The sequence below is a fragment of the Enterobacter sp. MGH85 genome (assembly GCF_001037655.1).
GTDB classification, from domain to species: domain Bacteria; phylum Pseudomonadota; class Gammaproteobacteria; order Enterobacterales; family Enterobacteriaceae; genus Enterobacter; species Enterobacter intestinihominis.
The window spans coordinates 4,533,402-4,559,598 of the sequence record NZ_KQ089925.1; the positions used below are offsets into that span (position 1 = coordinate 4,533,402).

General features: G+C 56.3%; 23 protein-coding genes and 1 other RNA gene. 6 read left to right on the forward strand and 18 right to left on the reverse strand.

Annotation, left to right across the window (positions count from 1 at the left end):
• Positions 1 to 14: 14 nt before the first annotated feature.
• The 3 genes from SK51_RS21675 to yczE form a co-directional block, all read right to left on the reverse strand.
• Positions 15 to 3,104, reverse strand: coding sequence for a beta-galactosidase (locus tag SK51_RS21675; RefSeq protein ID WP_023305591.1), 3,090 nt, complete (start codon positions 3,102 to 3,104; stop codon positions 15 to 17).
• A gap of 103 nt (positions 3,105 to 3,207) precedes the next feature.
• The gene (locus SK51_RS21680; protein ID WP_022647264.1) at positions 3,208 to 4,278 is read right to left on the reverse strand and encodes a LacI family DNA-binding transcriptional regulator; all 1,071 of its coding nucleotides are present in this window, start codon (positions 4,276 to 4,278) and stop codon (positions 3,208 to 3,210) included.
• Positions 4,279 to 4,353: 75 nt separating this feature from the next.
• A complete protein-coding gene (gene yczE / locus SK51_RS21685) occupies positions 4,354 to 4,965 on the reverse strand; it encodes a membrane protein YczE (protein WP_022647263.1) in 612 nt (203 codons plus the stop codon).
• Between the two features lie 84 nt (positions 4,966 to 5,049).
• Between yczE and yczR the strand changes: the two genes are divergently transcribed.
• The gene (gene yczR, locus SK51_RS21690) at positions 5,050 to 6,471 is read left to right on the forward strand and encodes a MocR-like transcription factor YczR (protein ID WP_023305590.1); all 1,422 of its coding nucleotides are present in this window, start codon (positions 5,050 to 5,052) and stop codon (positions 6,469 to 6,471) included.
• A gap of 70 nt (positions 6,472 to 6,541) precedes the next feature.
• On the opposite strand, the gene SK51_RS21695 is transcribed toward yczR, so the two are convergent.
• From SK51_RS21695 to ffs, 3 genes are all read right to left on the reverse strand, one after another.
• Complete coding sequence (locus SK51_RS21695; protein ID WP_006809861.1) at positions 6,542 to 6,757, reverse strand: hypothetical protein; 216 nt, start codon at positions 6,755 to 6,757, stop codon at positions 6,542 to 6,544.
• A complete protein-coding gene (locus tag SK51_RS21700) occupies positions 6,754 to 7,005 on the reverse strand; it encodes a hypothetical protein (protein ID WP_022647261.1) in 252 nt (83 codons plus the stop codon). Before SK51_RS21700 ends, SK51_RS21695 begins: the two co-directional genes overlap by 4 nt.
• A 247-nt stretch (positions 7,006 to 7,252) precedes the next feature.
• An RNA gene (gene ffs, locus SK51_RS24635) (signal recognition particle sRNA small type) lies at positions 7,253 to 7,349 on the reverse strand.
• A 170-nt stretch (positions 7,350 to 7,519) separates the two neighbouring features.
• Between ffs and SK51_RS21705 the strand changes: the two genes are divergently transcribed.
• Positions 7,520 to 7,831, forward strand: a complete 312-nt coding sequence (locus SK51_RS21705; protein ID WP_022647260.1) for an MGMT family protein — start codon at positions 7,520 to 7,522, stop codon at positions 7,829 to 7,831.
• A gap of 37 nt (positions 7,832 to 7,868) precedes the next feature.
• Here SK51_RS21705 and SK51_RS21710 read toward each other — a convergent pair whose 3' ends face one another.
• Positions 7,869 to 8,396, reverse strand: a complete 528-nt coding sequence (locus tag SK51_RS21710; protein WP_022647259.1) for a YbaY family lipoprotein — start codon at positions 8,394 to 8,396, stop codon at positions 7,869 to 7,871.
• 203 nt (positions 8,397 to 8,599) lie between these two features.
• Here SK51_RS21710 and tesB point away from each other — a divergent pair, with 203 nt between their 5' ends.
• On the forward strand, positions 8,600 to 9,460 hold the full coding sequence (gene tesB, locus SK51_RS21715) for an acyl-CoA thioesterase II (protein WP_022647258.1): 861 nt from the start codon (positions 8,600 to 8,602) through the stop codon (positions 9,458 to 9,460).
• 93 nt (positions 9,461 to 9,553) lie between these two features.
• Here the strand turns inward: tesB and amtB are convergent, their stop codons facing one another.
• The 5 genes from amtB to SK51_RS21740 all read right to left on the reverse strand — a co-directional run bounded on the left by amtB (position 9,554) and on the right by SK51_RS21740 (position 15,443).
• Complete coding sequence (amtB, locus tag SK51_RS21720; protein ID WP_022647257.1) at positions 9,554 to 10,840, reverse strand: ammonium transporter AmtB; 1,287 nt, start codon at positions 10,838 to 10,840, stop codon at positions 9,554 to 9,556.
• Positions 10,841 to 10,875: 35 nt separating this feature from the next.
• Complete coding sequence (glnK, locus tag SK51_RS21725; protein WP_006809867.1) at positions 10,876 to 11,214, reverse strand: P-II family nitrogen regulator; 339 nt, start codon at positions 11,212 to 11,214, stop codon at positions 10,876 to 10,878.
• Positions 11,215 to 11,425: 211 nt separating this feature from the next.
• Positions 11,426 to 13,207, reverse strand: a complete 1,782-nt coding sequence (locus SK51_RS21730) for a SmdB family multidrug efflux ABC transporter permease/ATP-binding protein (protein WP_022647256.1) — start codon at positions 13,205 to 13,207, stop codon at positions 11,426 to 11,428.
• Positions 13,200 to 14,954 carry a SmdA family multidrug ABC transporter permease/ATP-binding protein gene (locus SK51_RS21735; protein WP_023305589.1) on the reverse strand — a complete coding sequence of 585 codons (1,755 nt, stop codon included), beginning with the start codon at positions 14,952 to 14,954 and terminating at the stop codon, positions 13,200 to 13,202. The genes SK51_RS21730 and SK51_RS21735 overlap by 8 nt, the downstream gene beginning before the upstream one ends.
• A gap of 30 nt (positions 14,955 to 14,984) precedes the next feature.
• Positions 14,985 to 15,443, reverse strand: a complete 459-nt coding sequence (locus tag SK51_RS21740; protein WP_022647254.1) for an Lrp/AsnC family transcriptional regulator — start codon at positions 15,441 to 15,443, stop codon at positions 14,985 to 14,987.
• Positions 15,444 to 15,558: 115 nt separating this feature from the next.
• Here SK51_RS21740 and SK51_RS21745 point away from each other — a divergent pair, with 115 nt between their 5' ends.
• Positions 15,559 to 16,605 carry a PLP-dependent cysteine synthase family protein gene (locus tag SK51_RS21745; RefSeq protein ID WP_023299455.1) on the forward strand — a complete coding sequence of 349 codons (1,047 nt, stop codon included), beginning with the start codon at positions 15,559 to 15,561 and terminating at the stop codon, positions 16,603 to 16,605.
• 41 nt (positions 16,606 to 16,646) lie between these two features.
• On the opposite strand, the gene cof is transcribed toward SK51_RS21745, so the two are convergent.
• On the reverse strand, positions 16,647 to 17,465 hold the full coding sequence (cof, locus tag SK51_RS21750; protein ID WP_023299454.1) for an HMP-PP phosphatase: 819 nt from the start codon (positions 17,463 to 17,465) through the stop codon (positions 16,647 to 16,649).
• Positions 17,466 to 17,566: 101 nt separating this feature from the next.
• On the opposite strand from cof, the gene SK51_RS21755 reads away from it, so the two are divergent.
• The gene (locus SK51_RS21755; RefSeq protein ID WP_023305586.1) at positions 17,567 to 19,267 is read left to right on the forward strand and encodes an SgrR family transcriptional regulator; all 1,701 of its coding nucleotides are present in this window, start codon (positions 17,567 to 17,569) and stop codon (positions 19,265 to 19,267) included.
• A 66-nt stretch (positions 19,268 to 19,333) separates the two neighbouring features.
• Positions 19,334 to 20,029, forward strand: coding sequence for a 7-cyano-7-deazaguanine synthase QueC (gene queC / locus SK51_RS21760; RefSeq protein ID WP_023305585.1), 696 nt, complete (start codon positions 19,334 to 19,336; stop codon positions 20,027 to 20,029).
• A gap of 62 nt (positions 20,030 to 20,091) precedes the next feature.
• On the opposite strand, the gene SK51_RS21765 is transcribed toward queC, so the two are convergent.
• The 5 genes from SK51_RS21765 to lon all read right to left on the reverse strand — a co-directional run bounded on the left by SK51_RS21765 (position 20,092) and on the right by lon (position 26,038).
• Positions 20,092 to 20,490 carry a YbgC/FadM family acyl-CoA thioesterase gene (locus tag SK51_RS21765; RefSeq protein WP_017694410.1) on the reverse strand — a complete coding sequence of 133 codons (399 nt, stop codon included), beginning with the start codon at positions 20,488 to 20,490 and terminating at the stop codon, positions 20,092 to 20,094.
• A 97-nt stretch (positions 20,491 to 20,587) separates the two neighbouring features.
• Positions 20,588 to 20,968, reverse strand: coding sequence for a helix-hairpin-helix domain-containing protein (locus SK51_RS21770; protein WP_023305584.1), 381 nt, complete (start codon positions 20,966 to 20,968; stop codon positions 20,588 to 20,590).
• A 148-nt stretch (positions 20,969 to 21,116) separates the two neighbouring features.
• The gene (ppiD, locus tag SK51_RS21775) at positions 21,117 to 22,988 is read right to left on the reverse strand and encodes a peptidylprolyl isomerase (RefSeq protein WP_022647248.1); all 1,872 of its coding nucleotides are present in this window, start codon (positions 22,986 to 22,988) and stop codon (positions 21,117 to 21,119) included.
• Positions 22,989 to 23,200: 212 nt separating this feature from the next.
• The gene (gene hupB / locus SK51_RS21780; RefSeq protein ID WP_002444653.1) at positions 23,201 to 23,473 is read right to left on the reverse strand and encodes a nucleoid-associated protein HU-beta; all 273 of its coding nucleotides are present in this window, start codon (positions 23,471 to 23,473) and stop codon (positions 23,201 to 23,203) included.
• A 210-nt stretch (positions 23,474 to 23,683) separates the two neighbouring features.
• Positions 23,684 to 26,038: an endopeptidase La gene (gene lon / locus SK51_RS21785; protein WP_006809878.1), complete on the reverse strand. Its 2,355-nt coding sequence runs from the start codon at positions 26,036 to 26,038 to the stop codon at positions 23,684 to 23,686.
• Positions 26,039 to 26,197: the final 159 nt, after the last annotated feature.

A 26,197-nucleotide genomic window follows, 5' to 3' on the forward strand; every position in this document is an offset into this window, starting at 1 on the left:
CCGCACGTATCGGCTCAGCCGTTCTGCTGCCAGCAAAACGTGTAGCGCAGCCGACGGTTTTGCAGAATGAAGGCGGGAGCTACGCTCGGGCTCCATGAGTCGTCCCCCCCCACGCCCATGTGGAAGGCATCAAGATTCAACCAGCAGCCAGCCTCTTCCCGCAGCAAGTGCTGATGCGTTGTCGTATGCAGTTGCTGCTGGCTGTAACGGCTCAGGGAGAAATGGAACTGTCCCTGGAAGTGATGTGAGCCAAACGTCAGCTCACGGGTGTCGCAGCGTAAACCGTTCTCCGTCGGGAAGATATACGGCGTCTGCATGGCGTCCAGCGGTAACGCCCAGCGCCCCCGCTGCGCCGCCAGTTTTCTGTCCGGATAGTTCTCCAGCGGGCCCAGCCCCAGCCAGCGCACCGTTTGCGGGATATCCGCCAGCATAACGCTCAGGCCCACGCGAGCGGGTTCAGGAATGTCAGACGCCACCGTCACCTGCACATCACCGTGCAGTAACCCGTGGTCATCAATCCGCCAGACCTTGTAGCTGATAAACAGCGCTTTACCCTGATGCTCCCAGACGTGCTGCGTGGTCACCACCACCTCACGGGCATGCTGTTCCGCTTCACACTGGATAAGGCGCGAGGATATCTCATACATCCCTGCCGCTTTCCAGCGTTCCACCCACGCGTTCGGATCGATGCGGGTCGCCTCGCTGACGCCAATGTCATTATCCAGCGGCGCCCGGGTAAAGCTATCCGTTAGCGGGGAACGGAGCGTTTCAGCGCCCGCGTTCCACCACTGGGTCAGGTTGCCGGTGAGACGGCTAAACTGCCAGCGCTGCTGCTGATGAGTGATGTCCAGCACCTCTTCCTGCACCGTTAACTGTGGTGGGGTTCCGTCTGCTTTCGGTGGCGTAAGGTACAGCGGAGCCGGGAGCGGCCACTGATCCCAGGCACAACGGTGGCCGGACGGCGACCACGGCGTGGCCTGCGGCTGAACGATCTCCACGTTGAGCCAGACCTCGCCCGGTTCAGCGCCCAATTCAGTCTGCGGGATCTCAACGCGCTGTGTTCCCTGGGGCGCAACAGAAAGGGTTATTTCGCCGGAAGCCAACACCGCACCGTCACGCGCCACCGACCATCGCAGACTCTCGTTGTCAGTATGACGGAACAGATAATCGCTCTGGATCTCGACGACCAGCGGAACGGTGCTCACCAGCGTAAAGGTAAAGAACTGCTGGGCACGCTGCGCCTCGTAAAGGGCGGGATGCGGAGTGCGATCGGGAAACACCAGCCCGTTGAGGCAGAACTGACGGTCGTTGGGCTTATCGCCAAAATCGCCGCCGTAGGCCCAGAATGCCGTGCCGTCTTCCGCTTTTTTCGTCAGTGCCTGATCGAGCCAGTCCCAGACAAAGCCGCCCTGCAACCGGGGATGGCTGCGGAATGCCTGCCAGTAGCTGGCAAAGCCGCCAAAGCTGTTACCCATCGCGTGGGCATACTCGCACAGGATCAGCGGACGGGTTTCGTCCGGCATACCAATCCATTTTTTAATCGACCACTTTGGCACCGCCGGGAACGGCTGATCCTGATCGACGCGGGCATACATCGGGCAAATAATATCAGTTGCCGCCGTACTGGCCCCCCCGCCTTCGTACTGCACCGGCCGCGTGGGATCGGTGGTTTTCAGCCAGCGGTACAGCGCATCGTGATTCGCCCCATGCCCGGACTCATTCCCCAGGGACCAGATGATGATGGACGGATGATTCCGGTCCCGCTGCACCATACGCGTGACGCGTTCGATCATGGCAGGCAGCCAGCGCGGATCGTCCGCCAGGCGGCTCATCGGCACCATGCCATGGGTTTCAATATTCGCCTCATCGACCACGTACAGGCCGTAGCGATCGCAAAGCGTGTACCACAGAGGGTGATTCGGATAATGCGAGCAGCGCACGGCATTGAAGTTATGCTGCTTCATCAGTTCGATGTCGCGGCGCATGGTCGCCTCATCCATCACCTGCCCCTTCTCAGGATGATGTTCATGACGGTTCACGCCGCGGATCAGCAGCGGTTTGCCGTTAAGCTTCAGCAGGCCGTTGCTGATTTCGACGCGTCTGAAACCGACATCGCAGGCTTCAGTCTCCAGCATGTTGCCCTGCACATCCCGAAGCGACATGGTCAAACGATAGCGTTCCGGTGTTTCAGCGCTCCACAGCGCGGGATTGTTCACGGGTATCGCCACCGTGAGCCGCTCCGCCCAACTGCCGCGTTCGTCCACGATGGCCGATCCGGGCTGTTGCGTGATTTGCGCGCAGGCTTCGCCGTTACGCCACAGGGTAAACGCCACCTCGCATTCGGCATAGCGTAAGCCTTCCAGCGCAACGTCAACCTGGAGCAGCGCCCGATCGCATTCGGCATTCAGATCGGTCACGATCTGATAATCGGCAATCTGCGTTTCCGGCTTGTGCAGCAGCGAGACGTCACGGAAAATGCCGCTCATCCGCCACATGTCCTGATCTTCAAGGTAGCTTCCGTCGCACCAGCGTAACACCATCACCGCCAGGCGGTTCTGCCCCGGTCGCAGCACCGCGCTGAGGTCGAACTCCGCAGGCAGACGGCTGTCCTGGGAATAGCCTATCCACTGGCCGTTACACCACAGATGAAAAGCTGAATTCACCCCATCAAAGATAATGCGGTTTTGCCCGCTGAGCAGCCAGGCATCATCCATCTCAAATGTGAGCGAGTAACAACCGGTTGGGTTTTCAGCCGGAACATAGGGCGGGTTCACATTTATCGGATAGGTGACGTTGGTGTAGATGGGGGTATCAAATCCCTCCATCTGCCAGTTCGACGGCACGGGCATCTCAACGGCATCAGACAGATCGTCCGTTACCCATGCCTCGGGCACCTGCTCTGGTGCCGGGAAAAAGCTGAATCGCCAGATGCCGTTAAGCAGACGCTTGCTCAGCGAAGGCTTATCCTCCCGGGCGAGGGTTTCATCGCGCCAGCTATGAAAAGGCGCGTGTGCGGCCAGACGATTCCACTGCGTCACGCCCGGGTTTTCCCAGTCACGACGAGCCAGAATTGCGCTGAGGGTCAGCGGCAATGTAGAAGACATATCAACCTCTTTGCGAAGCGCTCACAATTTTAGTCAACATGCCCTGGTAAACGGTGGCGGTAAAGACTTTGATCGTCACCAGGCGAGCACGATCACAAAAGCGCTAGCTGCGCGCCAGTTTCTCCGCCAGCAGCGCCAGCGTTCTTAGCTGTTGCGCCAGCTCTTCACGATCGGCCTGTTGTACGGCGCGCGGCGCGGTGGAATGACGAACGATCAACGTAACGGGAAGTTGTTGTTGCCAGGGTTCGGCGTGACGGGCTGTTGCCAGGAGCCACTCCACGCTGCGTTCACCGGCCTCGCGGAACGCCTGCCGAACGGTGGTCAGCGGAGGGGAAAACCACGCGCTGTCAGCCGTATCATCAAACCCGACAACCGAGATCTGCCCCGGTACCGCAACGCCTTTTTCCGCACAGGCGCGTAAAACGCCAAGCGCCATCTGATCGTTCGCCACAAGGATCGCCTCCGGCAGCTGTGCGCCCGCCAGGAGCTGATGCCCTTTCTCGTAGCCTGAAGCCGCGCTCCAGTCGCCCTGCGCCACCGCAAACGCCTCCACGCCAGCCTGAGCCAGCGTAGTTTTCCATCCCGCCAGGCGAGCCCGGGCAGAGACAGAACTTTCCGGCCCGGCGAGCAGCGCAATTCGCCGGTGCCCCAGCGAAAGCAGATGCTCCGCCCCCAAGCCAGCGCCCTGTTCAGCATTGAAAACGAGGCTGTTAACCCGAGCTGTGGGGGAAACATCAAGAAAAAGAACCGGGGTCGGCGAGGCCATTTCCTGAAGCATTTCTGCCTGAGCATCTTCCAGCGGAACGTTCACCAGCAGCGCCTCCACGCGCTGCGCCAGTAACTCCTGCAAAGCAGCCTGACACTGCGCGGGCTGCTCCACCATAGAGATGAGCACGCCAGCCCCCTGCTCCACTGCCCGGGATTTTACAGCTGAGGCGATTTGCGACGGCGCATGCAGCGCCAGATCGCTGGTCATCAGCCCCAGCGTGCGGGTGCGTTTTCCGGCCAGCTGCTGCGCGCCACGGTTAGGTACATAGTGTAGCGCCGCCATGGCCTGTCGGACCTTTTCCCGCGTACGGGCAGAAACGTGTTCCGCGTCGTTAATCACCCGGGAAACGGTCTGATAAGAAACGCCCGCTACGCGGGCAACGTCATAAAGAGTGATCGCTTTCATAGATTCTGGCGTCGTAAAAGGTATTCACTATTCTGACACAGTTACGCCATTATAGCCTGTGAGCGCTTCGCAAAATTAAGCAATCCGCTCCGGCTGCGCGGCTTTCTGCATGCGCGGTCTCTGGCGAAACCACGGCAAACAAAGCTGGATCAGCGGGCCGATGGTTAACGCATATAGCACGGTTCCGACGCCAAACGCTCCCCCGAGGAGATAGCCGACGATCAACACGGTCACCTCGATTGCGGTACGCACGCTGCGGATCGACCAGCCCAGCCGGGCGTGTATGCCGGTCATCAGACCGTCGCGCGGGCCTGCGCCAAAACCCGCGCCGATATACATTCCGGTGGCAAGGGCGTTAACCACAATGCCGGAAACCAGCAGGGTGATGCGCACGGGCAGCGAGGTGAGTTCCGGGATCAATGCCATTGACGCATCTGCCGCCAGGCCAATACAAATCACGTTACTGACCGTACCCAGCCCCGGAAGCTGACGCAGCGGGATCCATAGCAGCAGCACCGCAGCCCCGGTTAAAATCATCACCGTGCCGATGCTCATTCCGGCCTGGATGGCGACGCCAAGGTGAAAAACATTCCAGGGATCAACACCCAGATCCGAACGAATAAACATCGCGGTTGAAAGTCCGTAAAGGGCTAAACCGACATAAAGTTGTACCAGACGACGCACCATTTTCTCTTCTCCGAAGAACCAGCTTCCATCTTCGCTGAAAATGGCACTATGATTAATGTCCAGTTTTCAAATAGTGGACTGCACATGTCATCACGTCGTTTTGGAAGCCAGTCTCTGGTTCGCCTGTTAGGGCACTGGCAACAAACCTCTTCCCGCACCCCGCGGTGGCGCCAGCTGGCTGACGCGTTACGCCTGTTAATTCTGGATGGCAGGCTGGCGCTAAACACGCGCCTGCCCGGAGAGCGGGAACTGGCCGCCGCACTGGACGTCAGCCGCACCACCATCAGCAGCGCGCTGGCGCATCTGCGTGAAGAGGGTTTTCTGGAGAGCCGTCACGGCAGCGGTTCCCGGGCGATCCTGCCAGACAGCCGGGCCGTGCCCACGCTTTCCACTGCCAGCGCGGCGCTGGATCTCTCAACCGCCGCGCTCAACGCAGGGCCAGAGATCCATCAGGCCTACACCCACGCGCTGACGACCATTACGCCGAATCTGGCGCTGACCGGGTACGATCAGCTTGGGCTTCCAGCGCTGCGTGAAGCTATCGCCGCCCGCTACACCGCACGCGGTCTGCCCACCCGGGCAGACGAAGTGATGGTGGTGAACGGTGCCGTCAGCGGCTTCGCCCTGATCTTAAGAATGATGACCGGGCCCGGGGATCGCGTGGTGGTGGATCATCCCACCTACCCGCTGGCGATAGCCGCGATTCAGGGGGCGCAATGCCGGCCCGTGGGCGTCTCGCTGCCAGAAACGGGTTGGGATACCGATGGTTTTGCCGCAACGCTTGCCCAGACAGCCCCGCGTCTGGCCTATCTAATGCCGGATTTTCATAATCCGACCGGGCGCTGCATGGATGCCGCGACGCGTCAGACCATAACCGACATCGCCGCGCAAACCCGCACCACGCTGGTGGTGGATGAAACCATGGTCGATCTCTGGTTCGATGCTCCCCCGCCGCCGCCGCTGGCCGCCTTTAACCCGGAGGCCGCGGTGATTACGCTGGGTTCCGCAGGCAAAAGCTTCTGGGGTGGGCTTCGTCTCGGCTGGATCCGCGCCTCGTCCCGCACTATCGCCACGCTCGCACAGACGCGCGATACGCTGGATCTGGGCTCTCCGGTGCTGGAACAGCTGGCCACGCTGTGGCTTATCGAAAACAGTGAAACCTTCCTGCCTGCCCGGCGGCAAATGCTGGCAGAACGGCGTGACCGCTGCGGCCAGATGTTACGGGAGCATTTCCCCGAATGGCGATTTCAGGAAGCGGAGGGAGGACTTTCATACTGGATTGAACTACCCGGCATGCTGGCGACTCAACTGGCGGCACGTGCGGAAACGACAGGCATCATTATGGGCACCGGCACGCGCTTTGGGCTTTCAGGCGCGTTTGACCGCTACCTGCGTATGCCCTTCTCACTCAATTCGCCAGAACTTGAAGAGGCATTACTGCGTATCAAACCGCTGTGGCTTGCCTTAAATAAAAGTACACCGCCAGTAAAACGGAGCCTGGTGTAAATTATTCGCCAGAAACAATAAAAACAGCTGACTGTAACGCATGCAGTCAGCTGTTTTCATGAAGAACAACTTAATGTTGAGGAGGAATCGGGAAGCCTTTCAGCGAAATAATGAAATTTTCACCTTCTTTCTTTATTTTTGCACCGGTATCACACCAGTCAGACGCAATTCGAAAGAACTCATCGCTTCCTACATTCCAGCCAAGACGAACATGTTTCACATAGCCCGAACGTAACAGATTGCAGGCCTCGTTGTAATCACTGGCTGTCGATAGTTGTTGTTTCATTTTCTCTTCTTCAGAAGTTTACGTAGTGCTTTGATTTCTTTAGGAGTAAATGGATTTACGCTCTCTTCTTCCGTATGCTGATTATCAACATCCTCTTCCGATACTCCCGCCTCTTCTACTGCTTCAAATGCCAGCAGCAGCAGTTTCTCTGTGGTCACGCTTAAATTCTCATTATTGTCTTCCGCATAGTGGCGGAGTCTTTCTTTTAGCGCTTCATCAATTTTAACGTTTAAAACCGCAGTTACCATGATTGTCACATCCTTTCGGAACACGTGTTTAATTTAATACACGAAGATAAGTTTGTTATCCAGATATATATTTTTTTACTTATGACAACAAAAAGACGCCCGATAATAAAATGACAGTCTATTATTACAGGTTTATGACATTATTATTTCAGTTCAATGAAGGATATATTGCACGAACAAAATAGGCACATAATTGAGAAGGTTTATATAGGGGGAAACTTCAGAGAAGAACACAAATGGGTGGGGGCCCTGCCAGCTACATCCCGGCACCCACGTCGTCTGCCCTGGCTGCTTCCTTCCGGACCTGACCTGGTGAACAGAGTAGCGTTGCGGGAGAACCAACAGAGCCCCCATTGAGAGCGTTGATAACCAACGCGCTGGCGCATTATCCCTGTGGAGCACCTCAATTGCAAGCCGCTGGCAACTGGATGCTGGATTATTGCGCAAACTGACCCGACAATCTTCTTTATCTTCGTATAACATTACCCTTCGCTGATTTCCCGCTGGAGAAACAATGGACGAACACGACTCTTTCCCACAGCGAGTGTGGCAAATCGTGGCCTCGATTCCGGAAGGCTGTGTCACGACCTATGGGGAAGTCGCCCGACTGGCGGGCTCTCCGCGCGCAGCGCGTCAGGTTGGCGGCGTGCTAAGAAGGCTTCCGGAGGGAAGTACGTTACCATGGCACCGGGTCGTTAATCGCCATGGCGCCATTTCCCTCACCGGGCCAGACTTGCAGCGCCAGCGTCAGGCATTACTCTCAGAAGGGGTACAGGTGTCCGGGACGGGACAGATAGATATGCAGAAGTATCGCTGGGAATACTGACGCCCTCTCCCGTCAAACTGAAGAGGGCGAAAGAAAGTTACAACTGTGTTGGCGGTGTAGGCAAGGTCGGCTGATTGGTCTGCGTTGCCACAGGCACTTCAGTCTGCTGCACCGGGACCAGGGTCAGGTCGATTTTGGTGCCCCCTTTGTTGACCGCTTCCTGCACGGTATCGGTGATAAAGACCAGCTTATCGTTGATCGTTACCGCCGCGCTCAGGAGGATACGCGCGTTAGGCTGAACGTCAGACGGGTTGTACGGCAGCACGAAGCTGAACGGCGCCTGTTTACCCTCTGTACGAACTGCACGCTGTGCAAGGACTTTAGACGGTGCATCCGCCAGTGACGCATCGGATAACGTGACCGTTAAAACCGCGTCCGGCGGCAGAGCGACTTTCTGTTTGATCCAGATGGTACCGGACACGTTAGGCTGTCGAATAGCTTGCTGTGAAAGGGTGTTAATCCCGTTTGGGGTCGCCGTTGGTACCGCTACATCGGCACTCTTATCCGCACAGGCGGACAACGCCACCGCCATTGCAACACCGCTTAACATAGGCACGAGTTTCATTGAAGTCTCCTTATCATCAATGCACCGGCGGGATCGATCCCATCCGATGTCGTTTTATTCACATAACGTAAACAAGTGTGGCACAAATCACGGATTTATGCCTAATTTTGCCCAGGTATTAAGATAATTCTACCCATCGGACCACTATCGTTTCTGCGTTATACTCAGCGTATCTTTCGCCACGGCGTTTATTGAGGACCACTATGAGTCAGGCACTGAACAATCTGCTGACATTGCTGAACCTGGAAAAAATAGAAGAAGGGCTTTTTCGCGGACAAAGCGAAGATTTAGGCTTACGCCAGGTTTTTGGGGGCCAGGTCGTGGGGCAAGCGCTATATGCCGCTAAGGAGACCGTTCCGGCAGACCGTCTGGTGCACTCATTCCACAGCTACTTTTTACGCCCCGGTGACAGCGCTAAACCGATTGTGTACGACGTGGAAGTTCTGCGTGACGGCCAAAGCTTCAGCGCTCGCCGTGTGGCGGCCATCCAGCATGGGAAGCCCATCTTCTACATGACCGCCTCCTTCCAGGCGCCAGAGCCGGGCTATGAGCATCAAAAACAGATGCCGTCTGCCCCATCGCCGGACGATCTGAAATCGGAAACCGAAATTGCCCGCGCACTCGCACATCTGCTGCCGCCGCAGGTAAAAGAGAAGTTTCTGTGCGATAAACCGCTGGAGATCCGCCCGGTCGAATTTCATAACCCAATGAAGGGGCATACTGCTGAGCCCACCCGCCAGGTGTGGATCCGCGCCAACGGCAGCGTACCGGCAGACTTGCGCGTGCATCAGTATCTGCTGGGTTATGCGTCGGATTTCAACTTCCTGCCGGTTGCGCTACAGCCGCACGGCGTGGGATTCCTGGAAAAAGGGATGCAGGTCGCCACGATTGACCATTCCATGTGGTTCCATCGTCCTTTCGATATGAACGAGTGGCTGCTTTACAGCGTAGAAAGTACCTCTGCGTCCAGCGCACGCGGTTTTGTTCGCGGGGAGTTTTACACCCAGGATGGTGTGCTGGTGGCTTCTACCGTGCAGGAAGGTGTGATGCGTAATCGCGGGTGAGGTAAAAAGCCCGGTCGCTACGCTTACCGGGCCTGCAAATTTCACTTTTTCAGGCCGGGTAAGGCGAAGCCACCACCCGGCAAGGCACTCAAATTATGCGTTGTACGCATTCTCGCCGTGGCTGTTGACGTCCAGGCCTTCGCGCTCCTGCTCTTCCGGCACGCGCAGCCCAACGGTCATATCAGCCAGCTTGTAACCGATAAAGGCCACAACACCGGACCAGACAACGGTGATCGCGATGCTTTCCAGCTGGACCAGCACCTGATGCATCATGGTCACGCCTTCAGCATAACCCACGCCGCCCAAAGATTGTGCAGCAAAGATACCGGTCATGATACAGCCGATAATGCCGCACACACCGTGTACGCCGAATACATCACACGGATCGTCAACGCGCAGAATACGTTTCAGTGCGGTAACGCCCCACAGCCCCGCCAGACCCGCGACGATACCGATCAGCAATGCGCCGCCCACGCCCACGTAACCGCATGCTGGCGTAATACCTACCAGACCGGCAATCGCCCCAGAACAGGCACCCAGCAGGGATGGCTTGCCGCGAACGGCCCACTCGCCAAATACCCATGAGAGGATGGCCCCGGCAGTTGCCACCACGGTATTCACGAAGGCCAGCGCGGCGATTTCGTTAGCGGCGCTGGCTGAACCTGCGTTGAAGCCGAACCAGCCAAAGTAGAGGATGGCGGTGCCGGTAAAGACCATCGGCAGGTTGTGCGGCTTAAATGCTTCTTTCCCGAAGCCCACGCGCTTGCCAATCAGGTATGCGCCTACCAGGCCGGCTACGGCGGCGTTGATGTGAACAACGGTGCCGCCCGCAAAGTCCAGAGCGCCATGGGAAGCCAACAGACCACCGCCCCAGACCATATGCGCAATCGGGACATAGGAGAGCGTCAGCCAGACCACCACGAAAATCAGTACCGCAGAGAAGCGGATACGCTCAGCCAGCGCGCCCACAATCAGCCCCACGGTGATGCACGCGAATGAGCCCTGGAACGCGACATGAATATACTGATAGAAGCTGCCCATTACCGCGGTCAGTTCGATATTTTTCAGCATCGCCCAGTTAACGTTGCCGAAGAAGGCGTTGCCCTCCCCGAAGGCCAGCGAGTAACCGTAAACCACCCACAGCACGCACACCAGCGCGAACGTGACGGCAACCTGCGTCAGCATGGAGAGTACGTTCTTGCCGCGGATCAGGCCGCCGTAAAACAGCGCGATCCCCGGAATCGTCATGAACAGCACCAGCGCGGTGCAAATCATCATAAAGGCATTATCGGCTTTGTCTGCCACAGCAGGTGCAGCCATTGCCAGGCCCGGCAGCAGTGCCAGCGAACCCAGACCTGTTTTCATTGTTGCTTTCATCATTTTCTCGATCCCTATCACTGTGTGCCAGGAGTTACTTACAACGCCGCTTCGTCAGATTCGCCGGTACGGATGCGAATGACGCGCTGTAGTTCGGCAACGAAAATTTTGCCGTCGCCAATTTTTCCGGTGTAGGCCGCTTTGCTGACGACATCAATCACCTCATCAAGCTGATCGTCGGCAATCGCCACATCAATCTTCACTTTTGGCAGGAAGTTAACGCTGTATTCCGCCCCGCGATAAAGCTCGGCATGACCTTTCTGACGCCCAAAGCCTTTCACTTCGGTGACAGTCAGTCCCTGAATACCCATGGAAGACAGCGCTTCACGCACGTCTTCGAGTTTGAATGGTTTGATTACCACCGTAACCAGCTTCATATATCCCCTCCAGTCAGAATTCGGTAATGGCCGCAGCTAACACGAGAGGTATATTGCAAAGGGTGTGCCAGAAGTGAAATGTGAGGAGGAAAGCGCCGCGGCGCGCATGCGCCGCGAAGGGGTGAAAAAAAATGCACCATGGCAGTGCAGGGTGCGTTTCAGTTTTGCACCAACGGTTAAGACTGTTAGCGCATTGCCTTGTTATGGTGCATCAGGCGCTGAGCGACTCCTCCTCGCGCACGCTGGCGGCCAGCTCGTCGCCTGCCAGCTGCAACTGATACATCTGCCAGTAGCGTCCTTTCGCCTCGAGCAGCGCTTTGTGCGTTCCCCGTTCAACGGCCTGGCCACGGTGCAGCACCAGAATGGTATCGGCATCGACGATTGTTGAGAGGCGGTGAGCGATCACCACCAGCGTAGTGCGATCCCGCACGGCAGCCAGCGCCAGCTGGATCGCCTGTTCGGTACCGGAGTCGATGCTTGCGGTCGCTTCATCCAGAATCAACACCTGCGGCGTCTCAATCAGCACGCGCGCCAGCGCCAGGAGCTGCTTTTGCCCGACAGAGAGGTTATTGCCTTGCTCGCCCAGCCGGGTATTGATCCCCTCGCTTAACCCGCGCGCCAGATCTGCCAGCTGCACCGTTTCCAGCACCTCCCATACCTGCTCAGGCGTGAAAGATCGTCCCAGCGTCACGTTGGCATAAAAGGTATCCGCCAGCACTACCGGATCCTGCTGCACCATCGCGACGCCTTTACGCAACGCGTTGTGGCTAAGCGCGGAAAGAGGCCGTCCATCCAGACGGATCTCCCCCTGCGTCAACGGATAGTAGCCCATCAGCAAACTGGCGAGCGTGCTTTTGCCGCTGCCGGTATGCCCAACCAGGGCGACAAAACCGCGCGACGGTACCTCGAGGTTGATATCCTGCAAGACAAGCTGATCGTCGCGGTAGGCAAACGAGACATGATCAAACGCTATGGATCCACTTTCCAGCGGACGTTCATCATCGCCATAGGTCTGACGCGGCCTGTCCATCAGCTCAAACACACGCTCACCCGCGACTACCGCCTGTTGCAGCATCGATTGCTGCGTAGTGAGTTCAATCAGCGGTTCGTTAAGACGGCCAAGGTAACTGATAAACGCGTACAGCACTCCCACCTCAATGGTTCCGCGCGTCGTCAGGCCAAACAGCATCAACAGCCCGCACAGCACCAGTGCAGAGAAGAGGCTCAGCAGCGGGCGTAACAGGAAGCCGTCCAGACGTAACGTCTGCATCCGCGCCATATAGTGCGAACGGCTGGCTTCTCCCATCCGCTCGCCAAAACGCGCCTGCTGGCGAAACTGCTGGATAACGCTCATGCCGTTGATCACTTCGTTGAAGCCATCATTGATGTCTGCAAGGTAAGCGCGCACGCGACGAACAATCGGCGTGCTGTAGCGCTGGTAAATTACCATCACAATCAGCACCGCCGGGAAAATAGCGATCGCCACCAGCGCCATCCGCCAGTCCAGACTGAACATCGCCACGAGCATCGCGCCAATCAATGCGGCACTGCGCAGAACCGTTGCGACAACGGTCACATAAAGGTCGCGGATCACCTCGGTGTCATTGGTGACGCGCGAAATAACCTGCCCGACCGGCTGGGTATCAAACTCGCTCAGCGGCTGGCGCAGCGCGGCATCCATCACATCCGTGCGTAGCTGCTGGACCACGCCCACGGCGGCCCGGTTAAACAGCAGCGACTGCGCATAGTGCAGCCCCGCCGCCGTCAGCTGTAGCCCGACATACGCCACACCCAGCCCCGCCACCAGCCCCAGCGGCAGATAGCTTTTCGCCACCATGTTATCGATAAAATAGCTGATAAGCAGCGGACCGGTCACCTCCGCAATCGCGGCGATCCACAGTAACAGCACGGCAATGGAAAGCGGTTTGCGCCACGGTGAGCCATAGGCGAGCAGCCGTTTTAACGTCGGCCACATCTGTCCAAACTTACGCATCGGTGACCTCCTCATCCAGCGCAGCTTCAAGCTGTTGATAGCGGTACATATCCCGATACCAGCCGGCCTGCCCGGCGAGCTGTTCATGTTGACCACGTTGGGCAATATGCCCGTGCTGAAGCACCAGAATTTCACTGGCTTCGGTAAGGGCCGACAGACGGTGCGCGCTGATGATGACCGTGCGCCCCTCCCCCCACTGGCGAAGGTTATGCAGAATTTGATGCTCGGTACGCCCGTCAACCGCGGACAGCGCATCATCCAGAATCAGGATCTCAGCGTCCAGCAGCAGCGCGCGGGCAATAGAGATACGCTGTTTTTGTCCACCGGAGAGCATAACGCCCCGCTCACCCACTTCTGTGTCGTAGCCCTGCGGCAGGCGCAGAATATCCTCATGAACGCTGGCTAAGCGCGCCACATGCTCGATCTGGTCCTGTGTCGCCGTCGGGCACCCGAGCGCGATATTGTTGGCTATGGTGTCTGAAAACAAAAACGGCGTCTGGCTGACGACCGCCAGGCGGCTGCGCCAGTCATCCAGCAGCAGACGTGGCAGGGAGACGTCATGGAAACGGATATCGCCTTCGCTCACGTCAAAATGGCGCTGAATCAGTGACAGAATGGTGCTTTTACCGGAGCCCGTCGGGCCGCAGATGCCCAGCATCTGACCAGGACGCAGCGTGAAACTGACGTTTTCAAGCACCGGATGTTCCGTTTGCGGGTAGATGAAGACGCGGATATCAGCCTTCAGAACACCCGGACCTTCCGGTACCGGCTCGCTGCCATCGTTCACTACCGGTACTTCCGCCAGCATGGCGCGGATACGGCTGTAGGCGGCGCTCCCACGTTCAACGATGTTAAACATCCAGGCCAGCGCCAGCATCGGCCAAATCATCAGCCCGAGGTACATCGCAAAGCTGGTTAACTGCCCGAGGGTCATGGTGCCTCGCACCACCATCCAGCTGCCGCCGCCCACCGCCAGCAGGTTCGCCATGCCAATCGCAATATAAATTGTCGGATCAAAGCGGGCGTCTATACGCGCCACGCGCATGTTTTTCGCGCCGGTATCGGCGGCGTCGGCCGCAAACAGCGCGGACTGCCTGTCTTCCAGACCAAACGCTTTGATCATGCGGATGCTGGTCATGCTCTCCTGGGTGCGATCGTTTAACGACGAGAACGCCGCCTGCGCCAGCTTAAAGCGTTCATGGAGCTGCTCGCCGTAGCGGTTAATCGCCAGCGCCATCAGCGGCATCGGCAGCAGCGCCAGCAGCGTGAGCTCCCAGCTAATTTGCGTAGACATCACAATCAGTACCGCACAGCCCATCACCAGGGAATCCACCAGCGTTAACACCCCTTCACCGGCGGCAAACACCACACGGTCCACATCGTTAGTGGCGCGGGCGATGAGATCCCCGGTACGGTGACGCAGATAAAACTCAGGGTGCTGGCGGCTCAGCTGGCGGTAAAAGTCCTCGCGCAGCTCAACGGCAAGCTGATAGGACGCGCCGAACAGCAGCACGCGCCAGACATAACGCAGCAGGTAAACCACCACGGCCGTCAACACCAGCGTACCGACCCACATCATCACCCGTGCGGCGGTGTAATGTTGTTCCGTAACACCATCCACGACGTATCCCACCACTTTGGGCGGGATCAGTTGCAAAATGGCAATGATAATAAGCAGGGCCACCGCGCCGAGGTAGCGTTGCCACTCCCGACGAAAGTACCAGCTTAATTGGGCAAATAATCGCACGCGGTCTTTTCCTGAAGATATTTTATGAAGTTATTCAATGGGTAACGCTGTGGTGTATTTAATCTGTTCCATGGCGAAACTGGAGGTGACATCGGACAAGCCCGGTACGCTATTGACCAGCCGCTTGTAAAAATCATCGTAGCGCTTCATGTCTGCCACCTGAACGCGCATCAGATAGTCGTATTCCCCCGCCATGCGCCAGAAACCGAGCACCTCGGGCATGTCGGAAACCTGGGTGACGAAGCGGCTGTACCATTCGCTGCTATGATGCTGCGTTTTTATCAGGACGAAGGCGGTCAGTCCAAGCCCCAGTTTTTCGGGGTCCAGCAGCGCCACACGTCCCAGCAGAATGCCATCATCTTCCAGCTTCTTGAGTCGCTTCCAGCACGGTGTGGTGGTCAGATTAACGGCATCTGCCAGCGCCTGCAAAGAGAGGGTGCAGTCGCTTTGCAGCAAAGAAAGCAGCTTACGATCAATTTTATCTAACATAGCCACCTCGAAGAGAAAATTATTCTCCTTACATTCTATTTTAAAGGTCAGATAGCAACAATTTTTTCTGTGCTTTTCGCTATGCTGGGCACAAAATGACAAACGGATAACTACGATGAATAGCACCTGGGTTAAACATGCCATCAGCGAAATAAATGCCGACTATCAGCGCTCGGCAGACACCCACTTGATCCGCCTGCCTCTGCCTGGATTTCCCGGCATTCAGCTTTACCTGAAGGATGAAAGCACCCATCCTACCGGCAGCCTGAAGCATCGCCTGGCGCGTTCACTCTTTTTATACGGTTTATGTAACGGCTGGATTAAAGAAGGCACCACGATTATTGAATCGTCGTCCGGATCAACTGCCGTCTCAGAGGCCTACTTTGCCCGCCTGCTGGGCCTGCCGTTTATCGCTGTGATGCCCTCCTGCACGGCGAAACGTAAAGTTGAACAGATCGAATTTTACGGCGGACGCTGCCACTTTGTGGAAAGCGCCTGCGAAATCTATGCGGCCTCCGAAATGCTGGCCCGCGAACTAAATGGTCACTATATGGACCAGTTCACCTTCGCCGAGCGCGCCACCGACTGGCGCGGCAATAATAACATTGCGGACAGCATTTTCCGCCAGATGACCCACGAGCCACATCCCGTCCCCTCTTACATTGTCATGAGCGCGGGCACGGGCGGAACCTCCGCCACCATCGGACGTTATATCCGCTGTCAGGGTTATGATACGCAGCTGATGGTGGTTGACCCTCAGAACTCGGTGTTCCTTGATTACTGGCAATCTCGCGATGCCAGCCTGCGCAGCCCTGTGGGGAGCAAGATCGAAGGAATTGGTCGCCCGCGCGTCGAACCCTCGTTCATTCCGGACGTTGTGGATGAGATGCTCCGCGTGCCGGACGCCGCCAGCGTCGCGACGGCGCACTGGCTGGAGACACAGCTTGGCCGTAAGGTCGGAGCCTCTACCGGCACCAATATGTGGGGGGCGCTACAACTGGCCGCGAGAATGCGTGAAGAAGGCCTTAGCGGCTCTGTCGTCACGCTGCTGTGCGACAGCGGGGAACGCTACCTGGACACCTATTACAACGCAGAATGGGTACAGGCCAATATTGGCGATGTTGAACCGTGGAAAGCGCAGATTTTGCATCTGGTGAAATAAAAAAAAGCCAGGCTTTAGCCTGGCTTGCTGGAAGGATCTCGCTATTCGGGGGAATATGGGAGGTTATTTTTGTCCAGCCAATGCGTCAAAAAATGGGACACCGCTTCGTTACGACAGTGTCCGATAACCGGTAAATGCGGGAGCGCGGCGATAAGTTGCGGCATCGCGTTCCCCATAATCAGACCACGGCCTACGCTGCTCAGCATCTCGTGGTCGTTCATGGCGTCACCAAAGGCCATACAGTCCTGCATCGTCAGCCCCAGACGATCGCTCAGCACCGCCAGCGCAGATCCTTTGTTACAGCCCACCGGCAGCACTTCAAGACAGTCCACCGCCGAGAAGGTCAGGTGCGCCCGGTCGCCCAGCGCCTCGTTAAGCTGAATACGCAGGCGGCAGAGATCGTCGTGATCGCCGCAGAAGCAGATCTTGGTTACCTTGTGTGCCGGAATGCGGCGCAAATCGATGAGCTGATATTTAAAGCCGCTGTAAACGTGAGCGTGCAGCAAGGCCGGGATCTCACGCCCGGTAAACCAGCCTTCATCGTTAAAAACATGCACGCTGGCCTGCGTATCCCAGGTGCTGTGCAGGACGATGTCCGCCACTTCCGGATCCAGATCCTGACGGTGCAGCACATCGCCCTCGACGGAGTGAATGCGCGTCCCGTTGCCGGTGATCAGGAACGCATCGAGGGCAAATGTTCCCAGCAGATGGCGCATCTCCAGCACATGACGACCAGTGGCAAACGTCAGGGTGACTTCACGCTCGCGCAGGCGCTTAAGTGTGTTCAGGGTTTTCTCCCCTAAACGGTGATCCGGCATTAACAGCGTGCCGTCCATATCAAATGCAGCGAGCCGAGCCATAATTACTCCCGAAATGTGATGCGGTTAACTTGTGCATCAGTATTACGTGAGATATACGGAAGTAATAGTGAATAGATGATAATTATTGTTCCGGGTTTTTCATGCGCCAGCTTAACCGTCTTAACCAGTATCAGCGTCTGTGGCACCCCTCCGCCGGCGCAACGCAGCAGGTGACCATCAGTGAACTTGCCAGCCGCTGCTTTTGCAGCGAGCGACATGTACGCACCCTGCTGCGCCAGGCGCAGGAGGCGGGCTGGCTAAGCTGGAACGCCCGCTCCGGACGAGGAAAGCGTGGGGAATTACGCTTTCACGTCACCCCGGATTCGTTGCGTAATACGATGATGGAAGAGGCCCTGAAAAGTGGACAGCAGCACAACGCGCTGGAGCTGGCCCAGCTCGCGCCTGAAGATTTGCGATCGCTGCTGCATCCGTTTATGGGCGGGCAATGGCAGAACGATACGCCGACGCTGCGTATTCCCTACTATCGCTCGCTGGAGCCGCTTCAGCCGGGGTTTCTCCCTGGCCGGGCGGAGCAGCATCTGGCGGGACAGGTATTCTCTGGTTTGACGCGTTTTAATGGTAACAGCAGTGAACCCACGGGCGATCTGGCGCATCACTGGGAAGTCTCTGCTGACGGCCTGCGTTGGCATTTCTACATACGCTCCACCCTGCACTGGCATAACGGCGATAAAATAGAGACGGCACAGCTCAGGCAAAGCCTGACGGCGCTGCTATCGCAGCCCGGCATGGACACGCTTTTCCGCAGCGTCTTACGTATCGAAACCACGCATCCGCAAAGCCTGACGTTTATTCTCCATCAACCTGACTATTGGCTGGCGCACAGGCTGGCAACCTACTGTAGCCGTCTGGCGCATCCTGATTACCCCGTGGTGGGCAGCGGTCCCTTTCGGCTGAGCGTTTTTGAGCCTGAACTGGTGCGTCTGGAAAGCCACGAGCAGTATCACCTTGGTCATCCGTTACTTAAGGCTATCGAGTACTGGATCACGCCCCAGCTTTTTGACTACAGTCTGGGCACCAGCTGTCGCCACCCGGTGCAAATCGCCATTGGCGAGGCCGACGAGCTGGCCAGCCTGCGGCTGGTGAGTAACAGCACCAGTCTGGGCTTCTGCTACCTCACGCTGAAACAAAGTCCGCGTCTGAGCGAACTTCAGGCAAAGCGGCTGATTAATATCATTCATCTCTCAACGCTGCTGCACACGCTTCCCCTGAACGAAGGGCTCATCACTCCTACCGAGGAACTGCTTCCCGGCTGGGCGATCCCCCAGTGGACTGATTTAACCGACGTTGTGCTGCCAGAGGCATTGACGCTTGTCTACCACCTGCCGGTTGAGCTTCACACCATGGCCAGTCAGTTAAAAGCATACCTTGCGCGGCAGGGGTGTGAACTGACCGTCATCTTTCACGACGCCAAGACGTGGGACGGTTGCCAGCAGCTTGCCGATGCAGACATCATGATGGGAGACAGACTGATTGGCGAAGCGCCAGCGTACACCCTTGAGCAATGGCTCCGCTGCGATGCGCTCTGGCCGCATCTGCTGAGCGCACCGGCATACGCCCATTTGCAGGCCACGCTGGATGCGGTGCAGACGCAGGCCGACGAACGTGACCGACACGCAGGACTTCAGGCTATCTTCAGCCGGTTAATGGAGACAGCCGTCCTGACGCCGCTCTTTAACTACCAGTATCAAATCAGCGCGCCTCCGGGGGTCAACGGCATACGCCTTAACACTCGCGGCTGGTTTGACTTCACCGAAGCCTGGCTTCCTCCACCAAACGCGTGAAGAAGCTGGTCGCCGCTTTAGCCAGGCGTTAACATGACGCTTTTACCGTAACTGTCGAGATGATCTATGAAACGTGCCGTCGTCGTGTTCAGCGGAGGACAAGATTCCACAACCTGCCTGATTCAGGCACTTCACCAGTATGATGAAGTGCATTGCGTCACTTTTGATTATGGTCAGCGTCATCGCGCTGAAATCGATGTCGCTCGTGAACTGGCCCTCAAACTGGGCGCCCGCGCTCATAAAGTGCTGGACGTGACGCTGTTAAATGAACTGGCCGTCAGCAGCCTCACCCGCGACAGCATTCCGGTTCCTGATTACGAACCGGATGCCAGCGGCATTCCGAATACCTTCGTACCTGGGCGTAATATTCTCTTCCTGACCCTGACGGCAATCTATGCCTACCAGGTGAAAGCCGAAGCGGTGATCACGGGCGTGTGTGAGACCGACTTCTCTGGCTACCCGGACTGTCGGGATGAATTCGTGAAAGCACTCAATCACGCCGTCGATCTGGGTATGGCAAAAGAGACCCGCTTCGAAACGCCGCTGATGTGGCTGGATAAAGCCGAAACCTGGGCGCTGGCCGACTACTGGGGCAAGCTGGATATCGTTCGCAACGAGACCCTGACCTGCTACAACGGCATTAAAGGGGACGGCTGCGGGCAGTGTGCCGCCTGTAACCTGCGCGCGAACGGTCTGAATCATTTTCTTGCGGATAAAGCGGGCGTGATGGCCGCGATGCAGAAAAAGACCGGTCTGAAATAAGGGCTACCTGACCGTGCTGTCGAACGGTAAGTGGCGACAGCACGGTTATCCCTGAACATTTCTTACGCGATCATCAGCTCCAGCTTTTCGCGCAACTCCCCTTCCAGCGGCAACGCTTTCTGGGTTTTGAGATCGATACAGACAAAGGTGATCAGCGCATCGGCCACCACCTGCCCTTCTGGCTCAAGCGTGACGACCTGGCTCAATACACCACTTTTGCCATTCAGTTGTTGGACCTCACTGGTCACGGTGAGCACATCCCCCAGCACAGCCGGGCGGCGGTAGTTAATGTTGATGTTGACGACCACAAACGCGATGTTGTGTGCGGTCAGCCACTGGAAGCTTTCGCTGTTCTCCAGGCCATCCCAGCGCGCCTCTTCAAGAAATTCAAGGTAGCGGGCGTTATTGACGTGCTGGTAAACATCGAGGTGATAACCACGGACTTTGATTTGTGTCTGCATAGCGCAATAGCCTTTCGTTGTTATAGGTTCAGAGGTCATAACTGGTATGACCTCTTTATCCTGGCAAATTTTTGCCGCAGTGCAAGTGATTACGCGATTACAGCGTCAGGTGTGCGAGATTGCGCTCAACCAGCGCGCTGCCCATACCCGGCACCTGCTTGAGATCGTCAAGGGTTTTGAAAGGACCGTACTCCTCGCGGTAGCTAACAATGGCCTGGGCTTTTTTAAGTCCCACACCGTTCATCACGCGCGCGAGCTCTTCTGCCGATGCCGAATTGATGCTGACTCGCGTACCGTCATCCTCTGCACTTTTACCGGCATCAGTCGCTTTTGATTGCGTATGAGCCTGCGCAGCTGAGTCTGTTTTGGTCTGTGCAGCCTGCGCTTTAGCCGAGGGCGACGCCGCCAGCGCGCCCGCACTCATCCCGGAAGTGGCAATAGCCAGTGTAATTAACAGTGCTTTGATTCCACATTTCATGCTGTTTTCTCCTTGTTTGTTGACAGCCACGCCACGATAGCCGTACGAGAAAACAGGGACAAACAGCAGATTGCAGAAATGGAAAAGGCCGCGAAAGCGGCCTTTAGTTTTTGCAGAGCGTTACGAAAATCTGCGAGCAGGTACGTAATTATTGCTCCTGGGTCACCACATCACCCAGCTTGATTTTGGCTTCTTTACGCAGGTTGCTCATCATCGCTTCGAAAGCAATCTGGGCATTATTCTGAGTAATTCCCTGAACCATGGCCTTCTTCTGCGCGTCTGGCAGCGTGCCGGCTTTGACTTCATCCAGCGCCAGAATCACCACGTTACCCTGCATATCGGTCGTGGTGCCAAAGACAGGTTTGTCTTTCGCCGGCAGGCTCAAACCAAACGCCGCCTGGCTGACAGGATCCTGACCGGTACGGCTCAGCGTTTTGGCTTCGCCAAAGTTCAGGCCAGCCGCTTTCAGTGCATCGTTCTTACCGGCTTTCAGATCGGCCAGAATTTTCTCTGCATCCAGTTTTGCCTGCTGTGCCGCTTTGTTGTGTTTGACCAGCGCCACCACCTGATCTTTCACTTGCGCCAGGGGCTTCACTGCCTCGGCTTTGTGCTCGCTGACGCGCAGTACGAACGCACGGTCACCGTCAACGGTAATGATGTCTGAGTTGCTGCCCGGCGTACCGTTCTCACCTACCAGACCACCATTGAAAATGGCATCTGAAACCGGTTTGAAGTTCAGTTCTTCCGGCAGATTTTCATGGCTGAACCAGCCCGTCTCAACCGCTTTCACGCCAGCAGCCTGCTCAGCGCCCGCCAGTGATTCGTTGTCGTTGCTTGCGGCATCGCTCACTTTCTGTTGCAGAGCATAGAAGGCGTCCAGCGCTTTCTCCTGCTTCACTTTCGCAGCGATATCATCACGAACGTCAGCCAGCGGCTTGGTTTTCGCCGCCACGACATCGTCCAGACGCGCCACCAGGAAGCCAACGGAGGATTTGATTACACCAGACAGTTGGCCTTTCTCTTTAAGACCCGCATTTTTCAGCTCGTCCGGGGTAGTGGAATCTTCCAGCCAGCCCATATCACCACCGTTTTTGGCAGAAATAATGTCGGTGGATTTTGCTTTCGCCACGGTCGCGAAATCAGCGCCTTTGTTCAGCTCGTCCAGCACGGCTTTTGCTTCTGCTTCCGTTTTGGTCTGGATCACGCTGTAACGGTTACGCTGCGGCTGAGTGAACTGATCCTGATGCTGGTCGTAATAAGACTGGATCTCGGCGTCAGTCGCGTTTTTCTGCATCGCGGCTGCATCCAGCTTGATATAGCTTACGCGGAACTGTTCAGGAGAGATGAAGTTGTTCTTGTTTTGCTCGTAGTAAGCATTAACTTCAGCGTCGCTAACCTGCTGTTTCGCCGCCAGTGCATTGACATCAATCGTCGCTTCACGCACCACGCGTTGCTGCGCTACCAGTGCCGCCAGCGCTTCAGTTTCGCCTTTCAGCATGAAATCGGTGCCCACCACCGCGTTGATCAGCTGTTGCGTGGTCAACTGGTTACGCAGCGCCTGTGCGTACTGGTCAGCCGTCATCCCCATCTGGTTAACAATGCTGTTGTAACGCGCGTTGTCGAACTTCCCATTAGACTGGAAAGCCTGCGTCGAGAAGATGGCTTTTTTAACCTGCTCATCGCTGATGCCCAGACCGAGGCTTTTCGCGTACTGGTCCAGCAGCGCTTCGTCGATAAGGCGGTTCAGCGTCTGCTGACGCAGGTTTTTCATATAGCCTTCGTTGGCTGCAAGTTCAGAGTATTGGTCGCCCAGCTGTTGCTGCATGCGGTTACGTTCACCAGCAAAAGCGTTCTCGAACTGCCCACGGCTAATTTCCTGGCCATTCACTTTTGCGGCGTAGTTCGCGCCACCGCCGATGAGGTAACTACTCACACCGGTCAATATGAACGACACGATAATGATACCGAAAATAATCTTGAGCACGAGACTGTTAGCAGCCGTGCGTAAGCTGTCCATCATGGTGTAACAACACTCCGCTGTAGGTGACTGGTTACCTGACGCTGACGGAAAATCCTGACCGTCGCGCGTAAAGGCGTATTGTGACAAGAAAACAGGGCAATTGTCAGCCCACAACTCGCATAAACTCGCACAAATCAGGTCTGGACAAACAAAAAAGGCACATCAAACGATGCGCCCTTGTACTTTTCAGCTTCCCTGGAGCGGGAAAGCAATCAATTTACTGCGTCTTTCAGCGCCTTACCTGCACGGAAACCCGGCACTTTAGCGGCAGCAATGGTGATCTCTTTACCGGTCTGCGGGTTGCGGCCAGTACGGGCAGCACGCTCTTTAACCGCAAAAGTACCGAAGCCTACCAGTGCAACGTCGTCCCCAGCTTGCAGAGATTCAGTAACAGAAGCAATTAAAGCATCTAAAGCACGTCCAGCTGCAGCTTTAGAAATATCAGCACCCGCAGCAATTTTGTCAATCAGTTGAGATTTATTCACTGTTCTCTTCCTCTCTTTATAATTTATATCGCACCTGAATCCTTCACAGCGCGACCGCGCAGCAGTTATATCAGTCCTGCTATGACCTTACAACACCCGTTGTTGATGGCTAACCCAATCAGCAATCTAAATTAGCTATACAAAAAAAGGCTGGCAAGTACGAAATGACTTACCAGCCTTGTTTTTATTAGCGCTCTTTGCGCGAGGTCACTATTTTGCGGTTACAACCTGCATTCCGGACGGTTCATTTTGCAGTGCGAGAGTCAGAACTTCCTCAATGCGTTTCACCGGATGGATCTGCAAATCGGCAATAACGTTGTCCGGAATCTCTTCCAGATCGCGTTTATTCTCGTAAGGAATCAATACGGTTTTGATCCCACCACGGTGTGCCGCCAGCAGTTTTTCTTTTAACCCGCCGATGGGCAGTACCTGACCACGCAGCGTAATTTCACCAGTCATGGCCACATCAGCACGGACCGGGTTCCCCGTCAGGCAGGAAACCAGCGCCGTACACATAGCAATACCCGCGCTTGGGCCATCTTTCGGCGTCGCCCCTTCCGGAACGTGAACGTGAATGTCGCGTTTTTCGTAGAAATCCGGGTTGATACCCAGTTTTTCCGCGCGCGCACGCACCACGGTCAACGCTGCCTGGATGGACTCCTGCATCACTTCACCGAGCGAGCCAGTGTAGGTCAGCTTGCCTTTACCCGGTACACAGGCGGTTTCAATGGTCAGCAGATCGCCACCCACTTCCGTCCACGCCAGTCCAGTCACCTGACCAACGCGGTTTTCGTTGTCCGCACGGCCATAGTCGAAGCGCTGAACGCCGAGGTAAGCATGCAGATTGTCGCCGTTAATCACGATGTGCTTCAGGCTCTTATCCAGCAGCAGCTGCTTAACCGCCTTACGGCACAGTTTAGAGATCTCACGCTCAAGGCTACGCACGCCCGCTTCACGGGTGTAGTAACGAATAATGCCGACAATAGCGCTGTCCTCAACGGTCAGCTCGTTAGCTTTCAGCGCGTTACGTTCAATCTGCTTCGGCAGCAGGTGCTGCTTAGCAATGTTCAGCTTCTCGTCTTCGGTATAACCGGACAGACGGATCACTTCCATACGGTCCAGCAGCGGTGCCGGAATGTTCATGGAATTCGACGTCGCCACGAACATCACATCGCTCAGGTCGTAGTCGACTTCCAGATAGTGATCGCTGAACGCCACGTTCTGCTCTGGATCAAGCACTTCAAGCAGCGCCGACGCCGGATCGCCACGCATGTCCGAAGACATTTTGTCGATCTCGTCGAGGAGGAACAGCGGGTTTTTGACGCCCACTTTCGCCATCTTCTGGATCAGCTTGCCCGGCATAGAACCGATATAGGTACGGCGGTGACCGCGGATTTCCGCTTCATCACGCACGCCGCCCAGCGCCATACGGATGTACTTACGTCCGGTCGCTTTGGCGATGGACTGGCCCAGAGAGGTTTTACCCACCCCTGGAGGCCCTACCAGGCACAAGATTGGACCTTTGATTTTGTTCACACGGCTCTGTACCGCGAGGTACTCAAGAATGCGGTCTTTCACACGTTCCAGGCCATAGTGGTCGGTATCAAGGATTTCCTGTGCCTGACGCAGGTCTTTTTTGACCTTGCTGCGGGCATTCCATGGAACCTGAACCATCCACTCAATGTAGCCGCGTACAACGGTCGCTTCCGCCGACATCGGAGACATCATTTTCAGCTTCTGCAACTCAGCTTCGGCTTTCTCTTTCGCCTCTTTCGGCATCTTCGCCGCGTCGATCTTACGCTTCAGCGCTTCGTTTTCATCCGGCGCATCGTCCATCTCGCCGAGCTCTTTCTGAATGGCTTTCATTTGCTCGTTCAGATAGTACTCACGCTGCGATTTTTCCATCTGCTTTTTGACGCGGTTGCGAATGCGCTTCTCAACCTGGAGCAGATCGATCTCAGACTCCATCATCGCCATCAGGTATTCCAGACGTTCGTTAACGTCGGACATTTCCAGCACGGACTGTTTGTCAGCCAGCTTCAGCGGCATGTGCGCAGCGATGGTATCCGCCAGACGTGCAGGATCGTCGATGCTGTTCAGCGACGTCAGCACTTCAGGTGGGATTTTCTTGTTCAGCTTGATGTAGCCTTCAAACTGGCTGATCGCGGTGCGTACCAGCACTTCCTGCTCGCGCTCATCAAGTTCCGGTGAATCAAGGTACTCTGCCTTCGCAGAGAAGTGCTCGCCATCGTCTGACAGAGTGGTAATACGCGCGCGCTGTAAGCCTTCCACCAGCACCTTCACGGTGCCATCTGGCAGCTTCAGCATCTGCAAAATAGAGGCCACGGTCCCGACGGTGAAAAGATCGTTTACACCCGGCTCATCCGTTGATGCTTCCTTCTGCGCAACCAACATGATTTTTTTATCATGATCCATGGCGGCTTCGAGGCAACGGATAGATTTTTCCCGCCCTACAAATAAGGGTATGACCATGTGCGGATAAACCACCACATCGCGCAACGGCAATACGGGGATTTCAATGCGTTCAGAACGCTCAGGATTCATAGAGCTCTCTCTTAGTTTAGTGTCCGCCAGGTAAACTGGTCATGTAACTGTGCTTCACACAACCATTAACATGTAATCCAGTATATGGGGATGTTTCCCATACATTCAACGCCATGAATACGGAAAAAGTAAAGGGGAGATAAAATCCCCCCTTTTTGA